This is a genomic window from Halanaerobium saccharolyticum, assembly GCF_003259895.1.
Taxonomy (GTDB): Bacteria; Bacillota; Halanaerobiia; order Halanaerobiales; family Halanaerobiaceae; genus Halanaerobium; species Halanaerobium saccharolyticum_A.
On record NZ_QLME01000010.1, the window covers coordinates 40352 to 61694 of the forward strand.

Consider the following 21343-nt stretch of genomic DNA (forward strand, 5'->3'; position numbering starts at 1 on the left):
ATCCCTATTTTAATATTAAAAATTTCATATGTCAAGCGCTTAACATATTTTTTAAAAAAGAAGAGCTGCTAACTCTCTTTTTATTTTTAGTTTGTACTTTTAATTATAAGCTTCAGCATTTTCGGCTAATCAAAGCAATTATATTTTTAAATCTGCCTGATTATCGGTTCACCTTCTATCAAATCACAGTAATCATCTACATCACCATCATTAAGCGCAGTCTCAATAATTTTTCTACCAACAGGATCAAGACCGGGTTCTAAATACTGTTTAATACACTTTTTGAAGAAATCCGAAAGAATCTTACCACCTAAATCATAAGCCTTTTCGCCAACTTCTGGCTGACGGTGGACCTGTAAGAATTCTTTTTCTATATGCTGTCCCTCAACCAGCAGCTCCTGCAGTGAATATCCAAGTAAAGGCATTCGCGCCGGCTTCAACTGATCTTCAGTAAACCAGGCTCCACCACGGCGAGCTAAATATTCTCTGGTAATCCATTCCGGCATAAACCCTACCTTCCAGGCTCCAATGTGCTGGTTAGGAATCAAAATATATTTAACCTTTGGTGTCTCCATTATTTGTTCCAGTAATAAATTTGCCTGATCTACCTTTTTACCTGTTGCAAAGGGCCAGTAAGAACCAACACCTTCTGAACTCATTCCCTCTCCTGTAATAATACTGGGATTTCCATGACCTCTTGGTGCCACCAGACGCCACAGCCAGGCAAGAGCTGGAGGCAGAACATGGAAGAGCCCCATAATTCCATAAGTAGGATTTTTTTTAGTACAGGGTGGAACTCTAACTCCAAAACTGCGGACATCAATAGAGAGCGGTTCTTTTAAAACATCCGGTATAATATCTCTGGGAATTGTAACCCGGGGATTAGGACATGGTTTTCCCGGTTCATCTTCAATATGCTCCCAGATTAAAGCAGTGCTGTTTGGTGCTGCATCAATATTTAAAAATAATAAAGGTTTATCAGGATCAGCTGTAATCGCTTCCAGGTTGGGTTCAGTACCATATTTATCAATATGATCAACTCGTACAAACCAGGAATTTTCAGCATCCATTAAAGTTAGCTTGCCATTGTCCTTCTGCAGCGAATTATGACAGATCGCCATATCATCAGTCATCGGTCTTAAACCACATCCCTGTGGTAAAGTAATATGGAACTTTTCCTCTGTCATTAAGTTTTTACCAAAGAGCAGGCGACCACTTCTTTCGCGGTGCATATCCTCTAACATCTCACTTTTTCCACCACCACTGGCACCTTCATGAGATATGTTGACCGTATTACCATAAGGAGTTACTACCTGGACAGCCGAACAGTGCAGAGTGACCCACTCTTCTTTTTCTCCCTGGTTGATCAGCATCCCATAAACCCCCTTTTTGGCACTGGGGCCAGGATAAAGATTATAGGCAAACATTTCGTATTTACTGTTCATACGGCGGTGAACTACTACCTGTTCTCCATTAAAATGAGTGTGACGGAATGGAGGTGCTATATAAATATGAGAACTGGGTTTAAATACTTCCTCCCGCTCCCTGGTATCTACTATTCCCTGCAGCAGGGAAAGACCAAAAGCAAAAAAAGCAGCATTTGCAGGTACAACCGCCATTGCCTTAACTCCCAGTCCCCTGGGACCTGTTTCAAAAAAGAATAAAGCAAGTTCCTGCGTCTTTAACCAGTCAAAGGTTTCCCCTCTCACCTTAGCTTCAAATTTCTCTCCAAATCTTTCTTCATATCTTTCTTTGTCAGTTGGCTTCTCATCTGCAATTAACATACAGTTAGGATCACGACGCCTCATATAGGGATCAGGATAATTGGCAGAAATACCATTACGAACTTTACAGACTACTGCTTCCACCACCTGCCCCTTATCAGGTATCTCATATTTAACTTCCTGACAGCCGTTTTTGGCATCTCTAACTGAAAGTTCAACCAGCTGCTGTTCATTATGGGCCACTGTATATTTAGGACAGGCCTCAAGTAATTCCTCAACTTCTTCCGGCAGTTCAACATTCTTTAGATTTTCATCTTTAATCATATTTTACTCTACTACTCCCTTCTTTGGCTTAAATTCTAAAAAATAGTGAAGATTGTTACAATTTCAAAATAAAAGCCTTCTAATTTTCAAATACTTAATATTAATTTTATCATAAGTGCAGAAAAGCTACAAGCTTTTAATAGCCTGTAACCAGATCTGCTGCATAGATTACCATTCCCGAAATCGGCGGCACCATTACTTCATTAGAATGAAAAAATCTTATTGGTTCAGTGCCAGCTCCCTGATCATCAACAACTATAGCCCAGGTTCTACTTTCAGGCAAATAAAACTGTTTCCACTCCTGAGAAGGATTTAAGAGAACAATAATTTTACTCCAGGCATCTTCATTTGCATTGTTAAAAATACCATAACCTACAGTTCCAAAAGGAGAAGCTATAAAATGTAAGTTTTCTTTAATTGCTGACCGATTTCGCATCCTGAAAGCAGGATGGTGGCTGCGTAGATTAATTAACCCTTTAAGATAGTTAAAATGTTCCCTGTAAGTAGTTTTTCTTTCCCATTTTAGTTCATTTACTTCTATACCAGAATCAAAACTGTTATTATCACCAAATTTAGTCCTTAAAAACTCAGTTCCCGCTGGAATAAAAGGAACTCCCTGAGAGGTAAATAAAATTACCTGAGCTAATTTATGCATTTTTTTCCGCTGCTGTTCATTAGCTCCCGGACAGGATCTGGCTAACTTATCCCAGAGAGTTAAGTTATCATGAGAAGCTAAGTAATTAATACTTTCTCCAGGCTGTAAAGCAAAACCATATAAACGTCTTTCTTCTAAACCAATTGCTCCAATAACTCCCTCATCAATTTCTCGTTCCAGACCAATCTTACCCTGAATAAAACCTTTTCCAGTTCCATCACTATCACCCTTGAGAGCATTACGGAAATTATCATTAAAAACTGAAATCCCCGTTCCCCGCTGATCACCCTTGCGAATCTGCTGGTAACTCTCAAGCTGAGGCTCCAGTGCTGTCCATGGTTCACCATAGATTAAAACTGAAGGGTTTTCCTCACGCAACTTATTCTCAGCTAAGAGCATAGTCTCCCGATCAATCGAGGACATCAAATCAAAACGAAAACCATCAATATGATATTCCCGACTCCAGTATAAAAGTGAATCGACAATATACTTGCGCATCATTTCCCGCTCACTTGCAATCTCATTTCCACAACCAGAAGCATTGGCAAAACTACTGTCTTCTGTAAATCTATAAAAATAGTTGGGAAAAATCTTCTGAAAGGGAGACTCTTGAGTATGATAGGTATGATTATAGACTACATCCATGATCACTCCAATCCCATAAGAATGGAGTGTTTTGACCATCTTCTTAAATTCATAAATTCTACTCTCATTGGCAGGATTAGAGGCATAAGAACCTTCTGGCACCATATAATAAAGAGGATCATAGCCCCAGTTGTAGTCATCTGGATCTGTATCATCAACTGTGGCAAAATCATAAACAGGCAGCAAATGCACATGGGTCACTCCCAGTTCCTTAAGGTGGGCAATTCCAGTCAGCATTCCTTCTTTATTTACACTGTGTCTTTCGGTAAAAGCTGTATATTTTCCCCGATGTCTAATTCCACTCTCTTTAGAAATAGAAAAATCTTTAACATGCAGCTCATAGATCACTGCATCAACCGGATCCTCTAACACAACCCGCTGATCTTTAGTCCAGGTTGGAGGATATATCCGAGAAGGATCAACAATCAGTCCATACTCACTATTTGTACCTACTGCTTTAGTCCAGGGATCAACAAAATTATATTCCTGGCGGGGAAGCTGCAGATGCAAGCGATAGTAATTTCCATAATATTTTTGCGGCAGTTTAACTTTCCAGGTATCACTGGGAGCAGACTGCAGTTCGAACTCCTCCAGTTTCTTTGTTCCCTGATCATCAGCATAAATCTCAATGGCGGCTGATTGAGCAGGTGGTGACCAAATTTTATAAGTTATCTCTGATTCAGAAAATGTCAAACCTAAGTCATCACCTGGATAATATAATCTTGCCGGCTTATTCTTGATATTTTGCTTAAACATATAATCATCTCCACTACTACAATTTATACACAGGAAGCATTAATTTAAATAATTTACTTCCAATTATTACAACTGTCTATATTACTTATTATTCTTTATCTTTATTACTATTCCTGCCCTCAGCTGAGATTAATTAATTTAAAAAACAGGTTATTTTTAATTTATGTAGAAATAATATTTAAGAGCTGTTTTAAGAATAATTTTTTTGCAAACAATTTATAATCTAAATGTGAGGTGAGGCGATTGTTGACAATTCATGACAGTTTTAGTTTCGAAGAAAATGACTTCGATATAACTGCTTATGGAGAGGTTTTGCTGGATCTGATATCCAGGGAGGAAGCTCCGCTAAAACAATGTGCTAATTTTACCCGTTATTTTGGGGGTTCTCCTGCCAATGTTTTAGTAAATATGCAGCGTCTCGAAAACAAAACAGCATTAATCAGCAGGATTGGAAAAGATGAATTTGGCGAATATTTGAGAGAGATTTTAGAAAATGAAGGTATTAATCTTGACTGTCTCCAGTCTGATCAGGAAGAAGGCACTCCAATCATATTTGTCAATAAAAGCAAGAAAACCCCATCCTGGCTTGCTTATCGGGGGGCAGATATTAATCTGCAGATCAGCAAACAGATATATGACAAAATTGATAATTCTTCAATATTTTTTACAAGCAGTTTTATCCTCTCAAAAAATCCAGCCCGGGCAACTGCAATTAAAGCTATAGAATATGCGGTAAAAAAAGATAAATTTTTTGCTTTTGATCCAAGCTTTAGAGCTAAGCTCTGGTCTGAGGGCAAAAAGGGCGGCCAAATTATTAAAAAACTAATAGCTCAAGCTGATATTATCAAACCCTCTCTAGATGATGCTTATCACCTCTATGGGCAGGAGCCCCCAGAAAATTATTTAAAAAAATATCACAGTGATGGAGCAAAGTTTGTAATTTTAAGTTTAGGAAAAGATGGAGTTCTTGTCTCTGACGGCAGCACTGAACCCCTGCATATTCCTGTTTTTTCTGAGAAGGTAGTAGATGTTACAGGTGCAGGTGATTCATTCTGGTCAGGATTGCTAACCGGTATTTTAAAGGGTCTGCCGGTCAAAGAGGCTGCACGCCTGGGAAATGCTGTAGCTGCTTTTAAAATTAAGGGAGTAGGTGCCCTATCTTCAGTTCCACCGTTAAGGGAAATTATATCTTATTATGATATACAGCCAATTGAAGGAGGTAATTTTAATGAGTGAAATTAAACATGTAGCATTTTTAAACCCGCAGGGGAATTTTGATCAAGATGACAGCTACTGGACAGAACATCCCGATTTTGGAGGACAGCTGGTTTATGTTAAGGAAGTAAGTATGGCCCTGGCTAAAATGGGAATTAAAGTAGATATTATTACCCGGCAGTTAAATGATCCCGAATGGCCTGAATTTAGTGATCTTTATGACAGTTATCCCGGCTATGATAATTTAAGAATTATCCGTCTTCCCTTTGGTGGTGACAAATTTTTAGCCAAAGAAAAATTATGGCCTCATTTAAAAAAGTATGTAGATACAGTTGCTGAATTTTATGACGAAGAAGGTGCTTTTCCTGACTTTTTTACCACCCACTACGGAGATGGAGGAATGGCCGGAGTCCTGCTTAAAGAAAAAATGGAGACTCCATTTTCATTTACCGGTCACTCTCTGGGCGCCCAAAAGATGGACAAACTTAACTTTTCTCAGGAAAATTTTGAGCAGCTAATTGACCGCTTCAAATTTCACAGCCGGATAATTGCCGAAAGATTAACAATGAAATTTACCAATCAAATTATTGTCAGCACCTCTCAGGAAAGAATGGAGCAGTATTCTCATCCATATTACGAAGGTGCAGTTGATGTGAATAATGATGATAAATTCTCTGTTATCCCTCCTGGAGTAAATACTGATGTTTTTGACGGCGGTTATTCTAAAACAACTCAAGAAATGATTGATCAATATCTTGACCGTGATTTAAAAGCTGAGCGAACAGATAAACCGGCAATTATCTGTGCCAGCCGCCTGGATCAGAAAAAAAATCATCTGGCTTTAGTTAAAGCCTTTGCTGGTGATCAGGAACTTCAGCAGCGAGCAAATTTAATTATTACTTTAAGAGGAATTGAAAATCCATTCGAGGATTATAGCTCAGCTGCAGGAGAAGAAAAAGAAATCTTAGATCAAATTATGGAAATAATTAAAAATAATGGGCTGGAAGGCAAAGTTTCAATGTTTCCCCTGAGCAGCCAGAAGAAATTAGCTGAATGCTATGGTTATCTGGCAGAAAGAGAATCAGTTTTCTCGCTAACTTCATTTTATGAACCCTTTGGCCTGGCGCCAGTAGAGGCAATGGCTGCTGGCCTCCCTGCAGTAGTAACCAAAAATGGTGGTCAAAGCGAAATAATGGCAGATGATGAGTTTGGAATTTTAATTGATCCAGAAGATCCAGAAGATATAGCTCATGGACTCAAAAAAATAGTTGGTAATAATACTGTCTGGAAGGATTATCAGATAAAAGCAAAAGAAAGAGTAGAATCTACTTATACCTGGAAACAGACGGCAAAAAGATATCTTAAAGCAATGGAAAAAGGTTTAAGCTTTGATATCCCGGTGATCCATAGTGAAATACCAGCTTACTATTTCCTGCCGGATAGTGATAATGAACATAAATTATTAGAAAGATTCAAAGAAAAAGTTTTCAGAAAATAGACATTTGCTGAGAATTTGATATAATGAATAATTAGGAATAGATATTATTATAAAATTTGTGCAAGCGTTTGAATTAAAATTAACAGGGAGTGATTTATTAATGAACAATAGTAAGCCGCACACAGCTTATTTTTGTATGGAATACGGTTTAAATGAAAATATGCGTATTTATGCAGGTGGGCTTGGAATTTTAGCAGGAGATATTCTTAAAGGAGCAAAAGAATTTTCTTATCCTGTAACAGGAATTGGACTTTTATGGCGCAAAGGATACTCAAAACAGGTAATCAACGAAGAAGGTAGACCCGAAAACCAGCATCCCGTAAATAATGAAATTTATGAACATGCTGAAGATACAGGAGAAACTGTAACTGTAACCATTAGAGATCAGGAAGTAACTCTTAAAATCTGGAAGTTGGATAAGTTTGATAATGCAACCTTATATCTACTTGATGCAAATCTTCCGGAAAACAGAAAATATCAGACAATTACTGACGGTCTTTATGATGGTTTTAATGAAAGAAGAATTGCTCAGGAAATTGCACTTGGTATTGGTGGAGTTAAAGCAATTCGTAAACTCGGCCTTAAAATTGACATTTATCATTTTAATGAAGGCCATGCTGCTTTAGCTGGAACTGAATTGATCAAAGAGAAAATGGAAGCTGGAATGGATTTCCATGCTGCCTGGGATGAGGTTAAAGAAGATATCGTCTTCACAACTCACACCCCGGTCAAAGAAGGTAATGAATCCCACAGTTTAGACAGCCTCAATAAAATGAGTGCTTTCAATACCTTAACTAGAGAACAGATGAAAGAAATTGGTGACAGTCCTTTTGGAATGACTGTAGCAGGACTGCGATTGTCAAGAATTTCTAATGGTGTGGCTAAACTGCACGGACAGACTTCCCGAGAAATGTGGAAAAATGTTAGCGGTAAATCACCTATTATCTCAATTACCAATGGTGTTCACAGAGGTACCTGGGTTGATGATAGAATTGTAGAAAACATGGGTGATACAGAAGCTATTTATAATACTCACAAAACAATGAAGCAGGAATTGGTAGACTTCATTAAAGAAAGAAATGGTGCCCAATTAGATCCTGATAAATTAATAATTGGTTTTGCCCGGAGAGCAACTGCTTATAAGAGACCTAATTTAATCTTTAAAAAGTCTGATATTATCGATCCCTATTTAGAGTCAGGCGAGGTCCAGTTAGTATTTTCTGGCAAAGCTCATCCAACAGATGATAACGGAAAAGAAATTGTAGCTAATCTGGTTAAAAAAGCAAAGGAATTTCCAAATAGTGTAGTTTTCTTAGAAGATTACAATATGGAAATTGCCCGCTATATGACCCGCGGTGTTGATATCTGGTTAAACAATCCCCGCAAACCACTGGAAGCTAGTGGTACTTCTGGCATGAAAGCTGCTATGAACGGTGGCTTAAACTTAAGTATCCTTGATGGCTGGTGGGTTGAAGGTTGTGAACACGGAATCAACGGCTGGCAGTTTGGAGATGGCTATGTAGGTGAAGGTCAGGACGAAAGTGATCTTTACGCACTCTACCGAGTCTTATTCAACGAAGTTGTCCCTACTTTCTACGGCAACAAAGACCGCTGGAAAGATATGATGATGGAAAGTATTGATACTACCTATGAAAGATTCTCCGCTAAAAGAATGCTGGAGAGATATTATGCGGAAATGTATAATAAATAAAAACAATAAAGATAATTAGCCTAGTCTTCACGACGACTACAGCTAAATAAAATTAAGGTCTGCCCTAACTCGTTCCACTCAAACAAGGGGCAGACTTTTCTTAATTTTATTTGCTTTTAGTCTGTTTCGACTAAATTGCTAATTATCTTTTTGTTTTATTTTGTCAACAACTTAAATAGAAGCTGCAGTTCCTAACTCCGCTGCTCTGACGGCCTCGATGGCCTAATTCTAACTCGACCATGCGTAATAAAACGAAGAGTTAGTGAGACAGGGAAACTGCAATAGCTTATTATTTATATTCAAGTCTGTTCCGGTTAAAGTGCCAATTCTTTTTTTATTTATATTTATTTGGAGATATTAAAATTAAGGCCTGCCCTAACTCGCTTCGCTCAAGCATGGGGCAGGCTTTTCTTAATTTTATCTACTTTAAGTCTGCAACCTTAAACTGTGCTTGTAACGGTCTGTATCAATGGGGAGTGCCCCAGGCGCTTCGACTAAATTGCTAATTATTTTTTTGTTTTATTTTGTCAACAACTTAAATAGAAGCTGCAGTCGCTTATTATCTTTTTATTTTTTAACCAGCATTGCTTCTTCCAGCTCAGATCTTTTCTCAGCATCGATTAAATATTCAACAATTGTCATCGCAAACTCCATGGCAACTCCGGGACCTCTACTGGTAATTATATTCTCATCAATTACGACTCTTTCTTCCCGGTAATTACAGGAAGGCATTTGATCATCAAAACCTGGATAACTGGTTGCATTTTTTCCTTTTAAAACCCCGGCAGCTTCCAGGACTATTGGACCTGCACAGACTGCTGCACAGAGTTTGTCTTCCTCATAAACTTCTTTGATAAGCTTGAGCAGTTCTTCACTCTCACGCAGATTGGCTGCACCCGGCATTCCACCAGGTAAAACTACAGCTTTAAGTTCAGCTGCATCTACTTTTGAGATCTCAGTATCTGTTTCAATTTTTATTCCATGGTCTCCTTCAATTTCATTACTTCCTATACCAGCAGTCAATACATCAAATCCAGCCCGCCGTAGAACATCAATGTTGGTTATCGCTTCAATTTCTTCAAAACCAGGTGCTAAAGGAATTAAAATCTTAGCCATAAATTTAGCCTCCTTAAATTTTTTAGTCTTTATTTTAAAACATCTCTTAACTTATTTAAACTTTAACAAAGAATTACGATTCTTAACCATCTTTATCCAGCTTATCCTGTTCATTATTATCCTGACCTTTATTCTCCGAATTATTATTCTTAGCCTTATCTTTTTGCTTAATCTCCCTATTTTGATTTAAAAAGTTATTCAGGTCATCTGGTAGGGACTTCAGATGATGATCTCGCTGTGGAAATGGAATTTCAACATTATTTTCCTTAAAACTATCCCAGATAGAAAGCAGTACCTGACTGCGGATATTCTGGATTCCATTTCGTGGGTCACTGATCCAGAAACGGAGCTCAAAATTAACTGAGCTGTCACCAAAACCCATCAAAAGCACATTTGGAGCAGGGTCTGTTAAAATTCTTTCCTTTTCTGTAATGGACTGCATCATCAATTCCTGAACTAATCTTAAATCACTATTATAAGCAACTCCAACTTTGGCCTCAACTCGGACCAGCTCATCACTATAGGACCAGTTAATAACTTCTTTTGTGATAAAGTCTTCGTTTGGAATCAAAAATTCTTTGCCGGAACGAGTTACTACCGATACAAAACGAGTATCAAGTTTTCTAACCCAGCCGTAGACATCTCCAATTTCCACCACATCCCCTGGCTTAATTGATTTATCTGCCAGAATAATAATTCCACTGATAAAATTAGAGACAATTTTCTGCAGTCCAAAACCTAAGCCAACACCAATAGCACCACCGAGGAAAGCAAAGGCACTTAAGTCAATCCCAACTGCACTTAGAGTAAATAAGATTGCAGATGTGAAAATTAAAAACTTGGCTATCTTGGTTAATAAAACTTTTACAGAGGGCGTAAGATCCTCACTCTTATCAATCCTTCCGGTTATCAGGCGGCTTAATTTTCCAGCCAGCCAGAATAAAACACTAAATATAATTACTACCTTTATTATTAATAATAACGAAATACGCAAGTTTCCGCTGTTAAAAGCTAAACTATCTAACAAATTAATTGTTTCCTGATAAATATTTAAAATTCTTAAAGCTGCAATTATCCAGATTAAAGCAGAAAGAAAACGAAACATCCTGTTGCGGGGAAAAAATAGACTAATAACTTTAACAATCAGCCAGGCTGAAACCAGGTTGCCAAAAATACCAATAATTACAGTCGGCAGGTTAAGGGCCGCTGCCGCAACAAAATAAAACCCGATTAAAATCATTAAAATTAAAGGAAATAATAATTGATCAATAATTCTCAGTTTTTTACGTTTTGTTAAAGCCTTGATTTTACTCAGCAAGTCCTCGACATGACTGTATAAAAATTTAGAAAGAAAAAAAGCTGAGGCAGTAAGGACAATAAAAACAATTAATTCTAATAAATTAGACCAGACTAAAAGACTGTTTTGAATTTTGTCCATTATCTGCTGTAAGTATCCTTCGACTTGAATGTTCTCAAACATTAACTCACCTCTTTAATTCTTATTATTTATTTAAATTATTATTTTTGTTAGCTATTTTAAAAATTAAATTTATTAGCTTTATTCCTGATATTATATTTTAAACGACTGATCTGATAAAAACATTCTGCATAAAAAATAATAAAATAAAGGAAATAACCGCCGCTGTAATTGGAGTTAGTATCCAGCCAACTCCAATTTTACCCAGCAGCTTAAAGTTAATATTTCTTCCTCCTTTAGCCAGACCCAGTCCTAAAACTGCACCGACCACAGCCTGTGAACTAGAAACCGGGACCAGTGGTAAAGAAGGCAGTCCAAGCATTATCAAAAAATCTTTTAAAGTTGCAGAAGCAAAAATAAAAAGAGTTGTTGAGCTTGCCAGGACTACTATAAAAGCCCCAATGGGAGAAATATCCATTATGTTAGAGCCGACAGTAAGCATCACCTTTTTAGAATAGCTGACAACTCCAACAGAAATTGCAATCCCACCGAGTAAAAATAGCTGCTGAGCACCACTAAGTGTTAGCAGACCAATATTATAATCAGGAATCTCCATAATCCCGGTAAAGACTCCCATTACATTGGCAATATTATTGGCTCCCAGGGAATAAGCACCAAAGGCTCCTACAATTAATAATCCCCATCTTGTATAAAAATCAAGATGCAGCAGATGAATTTTGGCGTTATTTAACCATTTTTTAAAAATGAAAAATAAGACTACTGCAAAAACAGCAGATAAAATAGGCGAAAATATCCAGGCTCCTACAATTTCTCTTAAGACTCCTAAATCTGTAGCAAAACCGGAATAAAGGTTCCAGCCAATAATGCCTCCTACAATTGAATGAGAGGTAGATACAGGCAGACCCAGTTTGGTCATCCAGTAGACTGCAACTGCTGCTGCAAAGGCCACAACAAAGGCAGCAGGCAGAGTTCCAACCTGACCTAAAGCTCCCAGAGTATGGGAGGCCCCTGCTCCGCTGACTACTGAACCTAAAATAACAAAAATAGTCATGATTAAAGCAGCGGTAGAAAATTTAACCATTTTACTGCCAACCGCAGTTCCAAAAATATTGGCCGCATCATTGGCACCCAGGGACCATCCCAAAAAGAGGCCGCTGGAGAGATAAATAATAACTTCAATCATTTTTTACACCACCATTTACTGATTTAAATTCTCCTTTTTACAGCTGCTACTGATACTTCTTCACTAACCATTTCTGCCTGATCAGATAAGGCGGCAATCTCTTCAATAAAATATCTCAACTGCAGCTTATAAGCTATCTCAACTTCCTGGCATTCCTCCGAAAAAATTCTTCTTTTTAACCTCTCCTCATTCTTATCTGCCTGATGTTCAAAAAAATGGACCTTATTTACATAATCATTAACCTGGGCAATTTCTTCAAAAAATGATCTGACTGCTTTGACCAGCATATCAACGGCCTCGGCACTGTTTTCCACCAGCTCTAAAAAATCACTTTCCAGTTGAGCCGGAATTACTGGTTTTTCTATAGAAATCTCATAAATCACTTCTTTTGCCAGATCAGTAATAGTGTCAATTTCTTCAATAATATTTAAGACATCAGCTCTCGAATCAGGTATCAGCATATATTTATAGAGCTTATACTTAATATCTTTTTGATGCTCATCAGCATTATTTTCAATCTCCTTGATGTCTATCAGGGCCTCTTCGAAAAGTTCAAAATCTTTTTTGATATATCTTTTGAGATCTCTTTTAAAAGTTAAAGCCCCCTGATTAACCAGGTCTAAATATTCTGTGATTTCGATTTCCAGCTCTTTGGATCGACCAAATAAAATATGAGGCATTTTTGTCACTCCCTGAGATATAATTTTAACTCCGCTCCTAAACTAGCTGCATCCGTAAAATGAATTACTCTAATTCCCTTTTTAAGGGCTGCTTTGATGTTCGGTTGAGAATCATCTATAAAAAGTGTTGCTTCCGCTTTTAAGTTGAATTTATCTAAAAGATGTTGATAGATCTCCAGCTCAGGTTTGATCATCCCGATATCTGCAGAAATCACCCGACCATCAAAATAATTGAAAAAATCATACTTACTGCTGACATGCTCAAAGGCCTGCTGATGAAAATTTGATAATATATATAAATTAAAATCTCTGGCAGCTAAATTTTTTAAAATTTCTAAACTATCTTCTTTTAGAGTAAGCATTTTTTCCCACTCTGACATCACATCTGCAATCTCTTCCTCTAATTCAAGATTGCGCTGCTGCCATTTTTCAACTGCCTGCTCCTGAGTTATAGTTCCCCGATCAAGCATCAGCCACTCCTCTGTTTCAAATATTTCTGCCTTTAATCTATCTTTAATTTCCCCGCTATAACCTAATTTTTTTAAATAACTGTCCGGATCAAAATTAAGAAGTACATTACCCAGATCGAATATAATATTTCTAATCATTATTCAGCCTCCATCTTGATGGTACCGGGCACTTGTAAATTTTTGTAAAAAATATCAAGCTTAATCTGACAAAAATTTACAAGTGCCCGGTACCTAAATATCTTCTTAATATATAATATTCTAGCTTGATTAAAGTTCTCCTGTTTATTAGCAGATAATAGATAAAATAAAACCCTGCTGGACTTATTATAAAGTCAGAGCAGGGTTAATTTAGCATTATTTTTTTGAGAGAGCAAATACTATTAACACTATCTAAGTAATAATAATCAAAATTAAGCTTTAATTACTTTACTCTATTTCTGATTTCATTTTTTCTATTAATTTATTGAAGCGTTTATTAAAACCTTCCTGAAATTCTGAAACCTTCTGAGCCAGCTGCTGTTTCATCTGAGCATTCATTCCACTCTGGCCCTGATCATTCCCCTGAGCAGCAGCCATCGGATTCTGTCCCTGAGCCTGAGCCTGCTCCAGATGTTGTTTTACCTGCTCATCCAGCTGTTTCTTCTGAGTCTGATACTGCTGCTGCAGGCTCTGAGCCTGAGTAAACTGTTTTTCAAAAAAAGTAGTATTTCCACCCTCTTTTAGTGATTCAACAGCAACAACAGCTTCTTTGCGCCTTTTTATCTGCTCAGAAGAATTACGAAGTCCAATTGATTCAATTAACATCAGCTGAGCTTCATCTAAATATTCTTCTTCTTTATCTTCCAGCTGATGCCATAAACCTTCAGCATCCATTTCTTCTTTAAAAAACGGAGCCATAATTTCCTTCAGTTCTTCTCTAATCTCTAAGGAATTAACATCCTCATCATCTGTACCATAAACTTCATCCGCTCTTTCCATTGCAATTTCATAAGCACTTTTCATCATTATCAGTCCTCCCTAAACAGATCAAAAAATCTATCCTGATATGCATTAAAAACTCCCCAGCGATCAAGTTCCCTTTTTAATTTTGAAGGATCCTCGTCACCATCTTTAACCATCTCAAACATTTTTTCGATCTCTTCACTGGCTGCGATTGGCAGTCCTTCGAGATTTCTGGTAACTACAGAGTAGCCCTTATCATCTGTGCTCAAAAATCCTTTTTCCTCATAATCAGGCAGCTGAGATTTATAGGCACTTTTGAGCATTAGAGTCTGAATAAACTTCATCAATGAAACATCCCAGAGCTCATCTACTCCCTTAATAATAACAGTTAAACTATTATCATCTTCATCTATATCATCTCTTATTTCTGCTTCGGAAGCTTCAATTTCTCTAGCAATAGTAAAGGTACTAATTGATTGTTTTTTATAATTCATCTTATAAAGCAATCCGGCCAGATCAGGGTTTTCCTGGGCAATAATCTGCATAGCATCCCTGGCTTCACCACTAAACCCGCTCATATTTATCATATAATCCGGAGTCAAAAGCTTTGGCTTTTCCCAGGTGATTTTTCCTTCTCTCACCTTTGTTTCTGGACCTTCCTCCGGAAATTCATCCAGATAATATGGCTTGCTGAGTACATAATAGTGAAGAGTTGTATCATGTTCGGTAGAAATTAAATCGTCTGGCTCAAGCAATATCTCAGTATTCTCCAGTACTTCTTTAATTCTTTGCTTATCTTTCATTTTAACTCCTCCTCTCAAGCCTTAATGGAGTTGTTTACTCCTATAATCTATATATTATATTATACATTAAATGGAGTAATGAAGTCAAAAAAGTAAATTAATGTGAATTATTTCTTTAGTACCAGGTACAAAACGACCGTTTTGTACCTGGTACTAATATATTATCCTACTGAGAAAAAAGACTGGAGTTAAGCCCTCCAGTCTTTTTATTATTAACTATTTTTTTGAAAGTTAATTAAAGCTTTACCAATAATTAAAGAAAATACTGCTGCTACTATAATTTCCGGAATCCCATTTGTAAATGCTACTGCCAGAGCAGCACTTGAAGGTAGATAACCCCGATAAACAGCTAAAGATAAAACTCCAACTGTATTAACAATAGTACCAACTGCTCCCGCCAGAATCAAAGAAGAACTCTGATTGAAATTCTTTGTCGAACGGTAGGCATAATAGGCAGCAACTCCAATAAAGAGTCTTGGCAAAATGGCAATAACTGGATCAGCAAAAATTGGATTGGTTGCTCTAATAAAACTGAATACCCCAAAAATTAATCCAATTAAAAGTCCAACTATCGGCCCTTCGATAATACCGCCTAAAATAGCAGGCAGATGCATTATTGTTGCATGACCTGCTGCACTGGGCCAGGGAATTAACCCCAGTCCTGTAGCACCTAAAATAATAGAAATAGCTCCCAACATACCAGCAATTACAATCTGTCTTGTTTTGAGTTTTATTTTCTTTTCCTCCCATCCCAGTCCATTGATCCAGGTGGACTAAACTTATTGTATTTAACAGCTTTTACTGGGTGCAGCTCTTAAACTTAAGATTCCGCCCCTGCTGTTATAGCTATATTATAATAATAATCTACTTGAATAACAAGTGTTTTTAGGAATTTTTTCTTAAACTCTATTTATTTTATATTTTAATTTATCTTTTTTCGGTCAGCTTCTTTAAATAATTGATAATTATTTGATCAACTTCCATTGCTTTAAAATGTTCAATCAGCTTATCTTCCTTAAAGTAGCGCAGCAGTCGAACCAGATAACTCATTACTTTATTCTTTTTACTTTCCCGCATCAGCTGCCGGTGGAAGAGCTCTGTTCCCATTTCATAATAGTTAAGTTTTAAGGCTGCAATTAGTCTATAGAAATCCAGATACTCATCATCTAAATATTTTCCATGCGGAATTTCTGTTAAAATTGGAGCCGGATCAGCAAATCTAAGGATAGTTTCATAATAGGCAACTGTATCAAAGTAGCTTTCTACACTTGCATCTTTAACTGCCTTGATCAACTCTTCCTTTTGCTCCTGTTCCAGTTCCGACTTATACTTTAAGAGCCTTATTTTAGCATAACTTAAGGCGGGAGTATCAACACCTGCAGCTTCTACTTCCGAGATAACTTCTTTTAATTCCTGAGTAGTCATTTCTCGACCCTGATCATAAATTGTTTCATCTCCATCCAGGGCGGCCAGACTGATGAATAAACGATTATTATAGATATCTTTTGGCTGAATTTGATCAATCAGGCCTGCATCAATTAACTTCAGCAGTTTATCCAGAAGATTTTTTTGATAATTTCTGGCCTCTTCACTTTCAATTAACATCATTAAACTCGCCAGCAGATTACCCGCTTCTTCCAGAAGTTCAGCAAAATCACTTACAAAATCAGCTAAGTCCTGATCATCACCGTGTTCAACTAAAAATCTTAAATAATCAGAAGCTACCTGCCAGTTATGGAAATGACCATCTTTGCGGCTCTTTTCAATGGTAAAAGCAGTTTTTATCTTTGCTTCTGCATCATTTAGCTTACCCTGCTGCGAATCAGCCAGGAATAGGAGCCTCAAGAAATCAGGATTTTTCATATGTTCGGCTTCGAGCTTTTCTGCAAATTCTGCAAAATCATCATATAATTCTGCGGCCAGATAGCGGGCCAGAATATCAAGGGCTATCTGAGAATTTTTAGGAGGTAGATCTTTAATTTCATTTAATAATTCTCTACCTTCACTCTCAGCTGAACTCATTTTGAGATTATCCAGCTGCTGAAAAACATTGAATATTTCTGCAGCCTGAGATAATGCTTCTTTTTTCTTCAGCTCTTTATTTTCAGCCAGATTAAATCTTTCTTCAATAAACTCATCTAAAAATGAAATTACCCGCATCTGCTTATACTCTTTTAGCTGCTCATAATATTTCTCAAAGAGACTGAGAGCACTGACTACATCATCTAAATCCATTAAAGTCTCCAGGCGGAAAACAATCAGCTGTAAATTTTCGGGATCAATCTGCATTGCCCGGTCAATGATATCATTAACTCGCTGAAAGTTCTGTCCTTTTTTATAAACCTCAGCTAAAGCAATTAAAAGAGGAATGCTTTCTCCCTTTTCCTCTAAAGCCTGACGCACCACTGACTCTGCCTCATCAATTTCTTCCTGGTCAAGCATAATATTTACCAGTGGTGAGATAAATGCTTCATCCAGATCAGTACCCATCAGCTGCCAGGCATGTCTTAAATATTTTCCGGCCTGCTGATAATTATTGCTCTGTAAGGTATAAACAATTAAGGGCAGCAGAAATCTATGTTCCAGAGGATAGCCTTTTACAGCTTCTTTAAGTAAGTTTAGTACCTCTTCCTCGTTTTCTGCCTCTTTCACTGCCTCAAAATATTCCTCCACACTTTGATCTGGATTGCTGCGGGCACAGCATTTTTTAAACTTTTTGCCGCTGCCGCAGGGACAGGGCTCATTGCGGCCAATGCTGTAAGAGCGAACCGTATCTTTTTCTCGTCTTTTAGCTATACTTTCTTTTAGACCTTTTAATCTTTTATCCATTTTTTTCCCAACCTTTCTTCAGCCAATCTAATATTTTTTACATTAATAGAGCTCCATCAAGCTAAAAAGCTTCTGGAGCTCAATCGATTTTTATTTAAATTTTCATCTCTTTTAATTATAGCAGAACAGCAGCCTTATTTAAAGTTATTATTAACATAATTGAGCTTATATTTTTTAAAACAAGATTCCAGAAAGATAAATAACAGCTGTTAAAGTAACCGTACTCAATAAGGTTGTTGTTAACACAACCTGGGAGGCAAAATCTGGCTCATTATTAAATTCGACCGCGATTAAGGCAGTATTAACTGCAGAGGGTACAGCCGAAGAAATAAATAACACCCGGGCCATAACTCCCTCAATTCCCAGTAAGTAAATCAAAACAAATGCAATCAGCGCCCCCCCAATTAAGCGGCTGAAACTGGCAAGATAAACATCCAGATCCTTTAGTTCCAGTTTGGCCAGCGAAAGCTGAATCCCTAAAGTCAACAGAGCTACTGAAATCAGTCCATCATGCATATATTCAAAAGCAGGCCAGATAAAAAATTCAGCCATATTAAAAGGAATAAGTTTTAATGATAAAGCAATGATTACCGCATATAAGCTGGGCATTTTAGCTGTAGCAATCAGTGTGTTTTTAACATCCATCTGTCCTCTACCTGCATTATAAAAGCCGATAGAATTTGTAGTTAAATTTTGAACCATTAAAACCATAATTTGAATTGAGACTGCATAGGCTGCATATTCAGTTCCGGCAAAGACAAGAGTAATCAGAGGTATCCCAAAATTTCCTGAATTATAAAACATAACCGAATTTTTAAAAGCACTTGCTCTTGCCATTTTATAATCTCTAAATTTTGCCATCAAAACAGCCAGCAGAGTCATCGCTGCTAAAAAAGTAAAAGCATAGACTATTGCCCGCATTAATTCAAATTGAATTTCAGTCTGATAAACTTTGACCAGGACCAGGGCCGGCACAAAAACATAAAAATTCACTTTTGAAAATGAATAAATATCAAGTTCAAAAGTTTTTTCCAGCACATAACCAAGGCCAATTATAAAAAAGATTGGTGCTATATTATTAATTAAAATGAAGAAAAAAACATTCATTAAAAAACTACTCCTTATATTTTCAGCCTGCAAATTTAAACAAGACAGCTTACTCTGTTATTTTTCTGCAATTATCTCTTTAATATTTTCTATTAATAAATCAATATCTTCTTTTTCTACAACCAATGGCGGCAGCAGACGCAGAGTATGTTCTTTAACTCCATTAACCAGAAAACCGCGCTCAAAAAGTTGATTGGTCATCTTTTTAGCTGACAGACTTTCGTCAAACTCTAAGGCCAGCATTAGCCCGAGACCCCGGGTTTCAATTAAACTCTCATTTTCAGCCACCAGTTGATCCAATTCAGCTCTTAAATAAATCCCTTTTTCTTTAACAGCTTCCAGAAATCCAGCTTCCAACATAATATCAACTACCTCCGAAGCCGCTCTGGTTGCCAGCGGATTACCACCAAAGGTTGTTCCGTGATCACCAGGTTCAAAAGCTGAAGCAACCTCCTCACTGGCCATAAAAGCTCCAATAGGAACTCCACCACCTAAAGCCTTGGCGAGGGTTATTATATCGGCTTCCACACCGTAATTCTGATAGGCAAAAAGTTCACCGGTTCTGCCCATTCCACACTGAACCTCATCAAAAATCAGGAGAATATCCTCTTGATCACAGAGTTTGCGCACACCCTCTAGATATTCTTTTTCTGCCGGATAAATTCCACCTTCTCCCTGGATTGGCTCCAGCATAATTGCTGCAGTTTTGTCAGTTACCGCCTCTTTTAGAGCTTCCAGATCATTAAAAGGCACTGTGTAAAATCCTTCTGGCAGAGGAGTAAATGGTTTTTTGTATTTATCCTGACCGGTTGCAGTTACAGTTGACATTGTCCGACCGTGAAATGATTTATCAGCTGTAATAGTCTCAAACTTATTAGTCCCCTTTTTCTTAAAATACTTGCGGGCCAGCTTTAAGGCTCCTTCATTTGCTTCCGAACCACTGTTGGCAAAAAATACCCGGTCATAACATGAGTTCTGACATAACTTTTTTTCCAGCTCCGCCTGAGGCTCTATGTAATAGAGGTTAGAACAGTGAATAATTTTATCTATCTGATCTTTTAAGGCCTCCTTAAAACGCTGGTTGCTGTAACCTAAGGCATTAACTCCGATTCCAGCCAGAAAATCACGATATACCTTTCCATCTTTGCTGAAGATTTTTATCCCCTCAGCTCTTTCAACATAAAGTGGATATCTGCCGCTGTAAACATTCATAAAATGATTTTGATCCATCTCAACAATCTCTTCTATTTCCATCTTATCAATTCTCCCTTCTAATAATAGAAATAATTTATCCTGAAATACAATAATCTTTAAAATTGATTTTTACTGACAAAAGATCAAATCTGCTTTTCTACTTCAATTTCAGACCTCTAATCCTGAACAATCATTGTTCCTACTCCCTGGTCAGTAAAGATTTCTAAAAGCAGTGGATGAGCTACCAGACCATTCAGAATGTGGGTTCTAATTACTCCACTCTCTACAGCCTGCATACAGCCTTCAACTTTGGGCAGCATTCCACCCTGAATCTTGCCTTCTGCAATCCATTTTTTTATTTCGTTAAATGTCAGCTGTGAAACTCTGCTGTCCGCATCATCTGCATCATAGCGAATTCCATTAACATCAGTCAGATAGATTAATTTTTCTGCTTTTAAGGAAGCTGCCAGTTCTCCAGCCACACTATCGGCATTGATATTTAAACCTTCACCCTGATCATTGACTCCAACTGGTGCAATTACTGGGATATAGCCGTCTTCAATTAGCTTTTCTATTAGCTCCGGATTGATCTGCTCAACTTCACCTACAAATCCTAAATCTTTTTCTGGATCACTATATTCCTTCTTCTTTGCTCGAATTAAATTGCCATCCTTACCGGAAACTCCAACTGCCTTAGCCTGCATCTTATTAATCAGGGCCACTATTTCCTTATTAATCTGAGCTGAAAGCACCATCTCGACAATTTCCATTGTTTCTTTGTCAGTTACCCGCAGACCATCGATAAAATTTGCCTTAATATTTAAGCGGTCCAGAGTTTTATTAATCGCCGGGCCCCCACCGTGAACAATAACGGGGTTAATTCCTACATATTTAAGCAGAGTAATATCCTCAATCAATTTTTCCTTTAACTCATCATCTGCCATAATACTGCCGCCATATTTAATCACAAAAGTCTTGCCAAAAAAGTCCTTAAAATATGGTAAAGCTTCAATTAAAACATTTGCCTTTTCTATTAGTTCTTCTATTGTACTC

The 21343-nt window shown here is 37.3% G+C and carries 17 protein-coding genes; 3 read left to right on the forward strand and 14 right to left on the reverse strand.

Annotated features, from left to right (window positions below):
* Positions 1 to 146: 146 nt before the first annotated feature.
* Entirely contained in the window at positions 147 to 2048 is a 1902-nt protein-coding gene (locus C7958_RS08115; protein ID WP_111572176.1) for a DUF4914 family protein, read from the reverse strand.
* Between the two features lie 136 nt (positions 2049 to 2184).
* Positions 2185 to 4104: a type I pullulanase gene (gene pulA, locus C7958_RS08120; protein WP_111572177.1), complete on the reverse strand. Its 1920-nt coding sequence runs from the start codon at positions 4102 to 4104 to the stop codon at positions 2185 to 2187.
* 234 nt (positions 4105 to 4338) lie between these two features.
* Between pulA and C7958_RS08125 the strand changes: the two genes are divergently transcribed.
* The 3 genes from C7958_RS08125 (at position 4339) to glgP (ending at position 8528) form a co-directional block, all read left to right on the forward strand.
* The gene (locus C7958_RS08125) at positions 4339 to 5340 is read left to right on the forward strand and encodes a carbohydrate kinase family protein (protein WP_243834303.1); all 1002 of its coding nucleotides are present in this window, start codon (positions 4339 to 4341) and stop codon (positions 5338 to 5340) included.
* Complete coding sequence (locus C7958_RS08130; protein WP_111572179.1) at positions 5333 to 6817, forward strand: glycosyltransferase; 1485 nt, start codon at positions 5333 to 5335, stop codon at positions 6815 to 6817. The genes C7958_RS08125 and C7958_RS08130 overlap by 8 nt, the downstream gene beginning before the upstream one ends.
* 100 nt (positions 6818 to 6917) lie before the next feature.
* Positions 6918 to 8528, forward strand: coding sequence for an alpha-glucan family phosphorylase (gene glgP, locus C7958_RS08135; protein ID WP_111572180.1), 1611 nt, complete (start codon positions 6918 to 6920; stop codon positions 8526 to 8528).
* Positions 8529 to 9095: 567 nt separating this feature from the next.
* On the opposite strand, the gene C7958_RS08140 is transcribed toward glgP, so the two are convergent.
* From C7958_RS08140 to argB, 12 genes are all read right to left on the reverse strand, one after another.
* Positions 9096 to 9644 (reverse strand): DJ-1 family glyoxalase III, encoded by a 549-nt coding sequence (locus tag C7958_RS08140; protein WP_111572181.1) that lies wholly within the window; start codon positions 9642 to 9644, stop codon positions 9096 to 9098.
* An 82-nt stretch (positions 9645 to 9726) separates the two neighbouring features.
* Positions 9727 to 11124, reverse strand: a complete 1398-nt coding sequence (locus C7958_RS08145) for a mechanosensitive ion channel family protein (RefSeq protein ID WP_111572182.1) — start codon at positions 11122 to 11124, stop codon at positions 9727 to 9729.
* Positions 11125 to 11221: 97 nt separating this feature from the next.
* The gene (locus C7958_RS08150; RefSeq protein ID WP_111572183.1) at positions 11222 to 12265 is read right to left on the reverse strand and encodes an inorganic phosphate transporter; all 1044 of its coding nucleotides are present in this window, start codon (positions 12263 to 12265) and stop codon (positions 11222 to 11224) included.
* Between the two features lie 23 nt (positions 12266 to 12288).
* Positions 12289 to 12945 carry a DUF47 domain-containing protein gene (locus C7958_RS08155; protein WP_111572184.1) on the reverse strand — a complete coding sequence of 219 codons (657 nt, stop codon included), beginning with the start codon at positions 12943 to 12945 and terminating at the stop codon, positions 12289 to 12291.
* Positions 12946 to 12950: 5 nt separating this feature from the next.
* Positions 12951 to 13553 carry an HAD family hydrolase gene (locus tag C7958_RS08160; protein ID WP_111572185.1) on the reverse strand — a complete coding sequence of 201 codons (603 nt, stop codon included), beginning with the start codon at positions 13551 to 13553 and terminating at the stop codon, positions 12951 to 12953.
* Between the two features lie 288 nt (positions 13554 to 13841).
* Positions 13842 to 14420 (reverse strand): hypothetical protein, encoded by a 579-nt coding sequence (locus C7958_RS08165; RefSeq protein ID WP_243834304.1) that lies wholly within the window; start codon positions 14418 to 14420, stop codon positions 13842 to 13844.
* 2 nt (positions 14421 to 14422) lie between these two features.
* Positions 14423 to 15160, reverse strand: coding sequence for a hypothetical protein (locus C7958_RS08170; RefSeq protein WP_111572186.1), 738 nt, complete (start codon positions 15158 to 15160; stop codon positions 14423 to 14425).
* Between the two features lie 212 nt (positions 15161 to 15372).
* The gene (locus C7958_RS08175; RefSeq protein WP_111572187.1) at positions 15373 to 15924 is read right to left on the reverse strand and encodes an ECF transporter S component; all 552 of its coding nucleotides are present in this window, start codon (positions 15922 to 15924) and stop codon (positions 15373 to 15375) included.
* Positions 15925 to 16087: 163 nt separating this feature from the next.
* Positions 16088 to 17989: an SEC-C metal-binding domain-containing protein gene (locus C7958_RS08180; RefSeq protein WP_111572188.1), complete on the reverse strand. Its 1902-nt coding sequence runs from the start codon at positions 17987 to 17989 to the stop codon at positions 16088 to 16090.
* A gap of 174 nt (positions 17990 to 18163) precedes the next feature.
* Positions 18164 to 19096 carry an AEC family transporter gene (locus C7958_RS08185; RefSeq protein ID WP_111572189.1) on the reverse strand — a complete coding sequence of 311 codons (933 nt, stop codon included), beginning with the start codon at positions 19094 to 19096 and terminating at the stop codon, positions 18164 to 18166.
* 57 nt (positions 19097 to 19153) lie between these two features.
* Positions 19154 to 20350, reverse strand: coding sequence for an aspartate aminotransferase family protein (locus tag C7958_RS08190; protein ID WP_111572190.1), 1197 nt, complete (start codon positions 20348 to 20350; stop codon positions 19154 to 19156).
* A 116-nt stretch (positions 20351 to 20466) separates the two neighbouring features.
* Complete coding sequence (gene argB / locus C7958_RS08195; protein ID WP_111572191.1) at positions 20467 to 21336, reverse strand: acetylglutamate kinase; 870 nt, start codon at positions 21334 to 21336, stop codon at positions 20467 to 20469.
* Between the last annotated feature and the right edge of the window lie 7 nt (positions 21337 to 21343).

Bases quoted from the DNA above. Each gene is read 5' to 3' on its own strand.
- C7958_RS08115 (WP_111572176.1), bottom strand. From the start codon at position 2,048: ATGATTAAAGATGAAAATCTAAAGAATGTTGAACTGCCGGAAGAAGTT.
- pulA (WP_111572177.1), bottom strand. From the start codon at position 4,104: ATGTTTAAGCAAAATATCAAGAATAAGCCGGCAAGATTATATTATCCA.
- C7958_RS08130 (WP_111572179.1), top strand. From the start codon at position 5,333: ATGAGTGAAATTAAACATGTAGCATTTTTAAACCCGCAGGGGAATTTT.
- glgP (WP_111572180.1), top strand. From the start codon at position 6,918: ATGAACAATAGTAAGCCGCACACAGCTTATTTTTGTATGGAATACGGT.
- C7958_RS08140 (WP_111572181.1), bottom strand. From the start codon at position 9,644: ATGGCTAAGATTTTAATTCCTTTAGCACCTGGTTTTGAAGAAATTGAA.
- C7958_RS08145 (WP_111572182.1), bottom strand. From the start codon at position 11,124: ATGTTTGAGAACATTCAAGTCGAAGGATACTTACAGCAGATAATGGAC.
- C7958_RS08150 (WP_111572183.1), bottom strand. From the start codon at position 12,265: ATGATTGAAGTTATTATTTATCTCTCCAGCGGCCTCTTTTTGGGATGG.
- C7958_RS08155 (WP_111572184.1), bottom strand. From the start codon at position 12,945: ATGCCTCATATTTTATTTGGTCGATCCAAAGAGCTGGAAATCGAAATC.
- C7958_RS08160 (WP_111572185.1), bottom strand. From the start codon at position 13,553: ATGATTAGAAATATTATATTCGATCTGGGTAATGTACTTCTTAATTTT.
- C7958_RS08165 (WP_243834304.1), bottom strand. From the start codon at position 14,420: ATGATGAAAAGTGCTTATGAAATTGCAATGGAAAGAGCGGATGAAGTT.
- C7958_RS08170 (WP_111572186.1), bottom strand. From the start codon at position 15,160: ATGAAAGATAAGCAAAGAATTAAAGAAGTACTGGAGAATACTGAGATA.
- C7958_RS08180 (WP_111572188.1), bottom strand. From the start codon at position 17,989: ATGGATAAAAGATTAAAAGGTCTAAAAGAAAGTATAGCTAAAAGACGA.
- C7958_RS08185 (WP_111572189.1), bottom strand. From the start codon at position 19,096: ATGAATGTTTTTTTCTTCATTTTAATTAATAATATAGCACCAATCTTT.
- C7958_RS08190 (WP_111572190.1), bottom strand. From the start codon at position 20,350: ATGGAAATAGAAGAGATTGTTGAGATGGATCAAAATCATTTTATGAAT.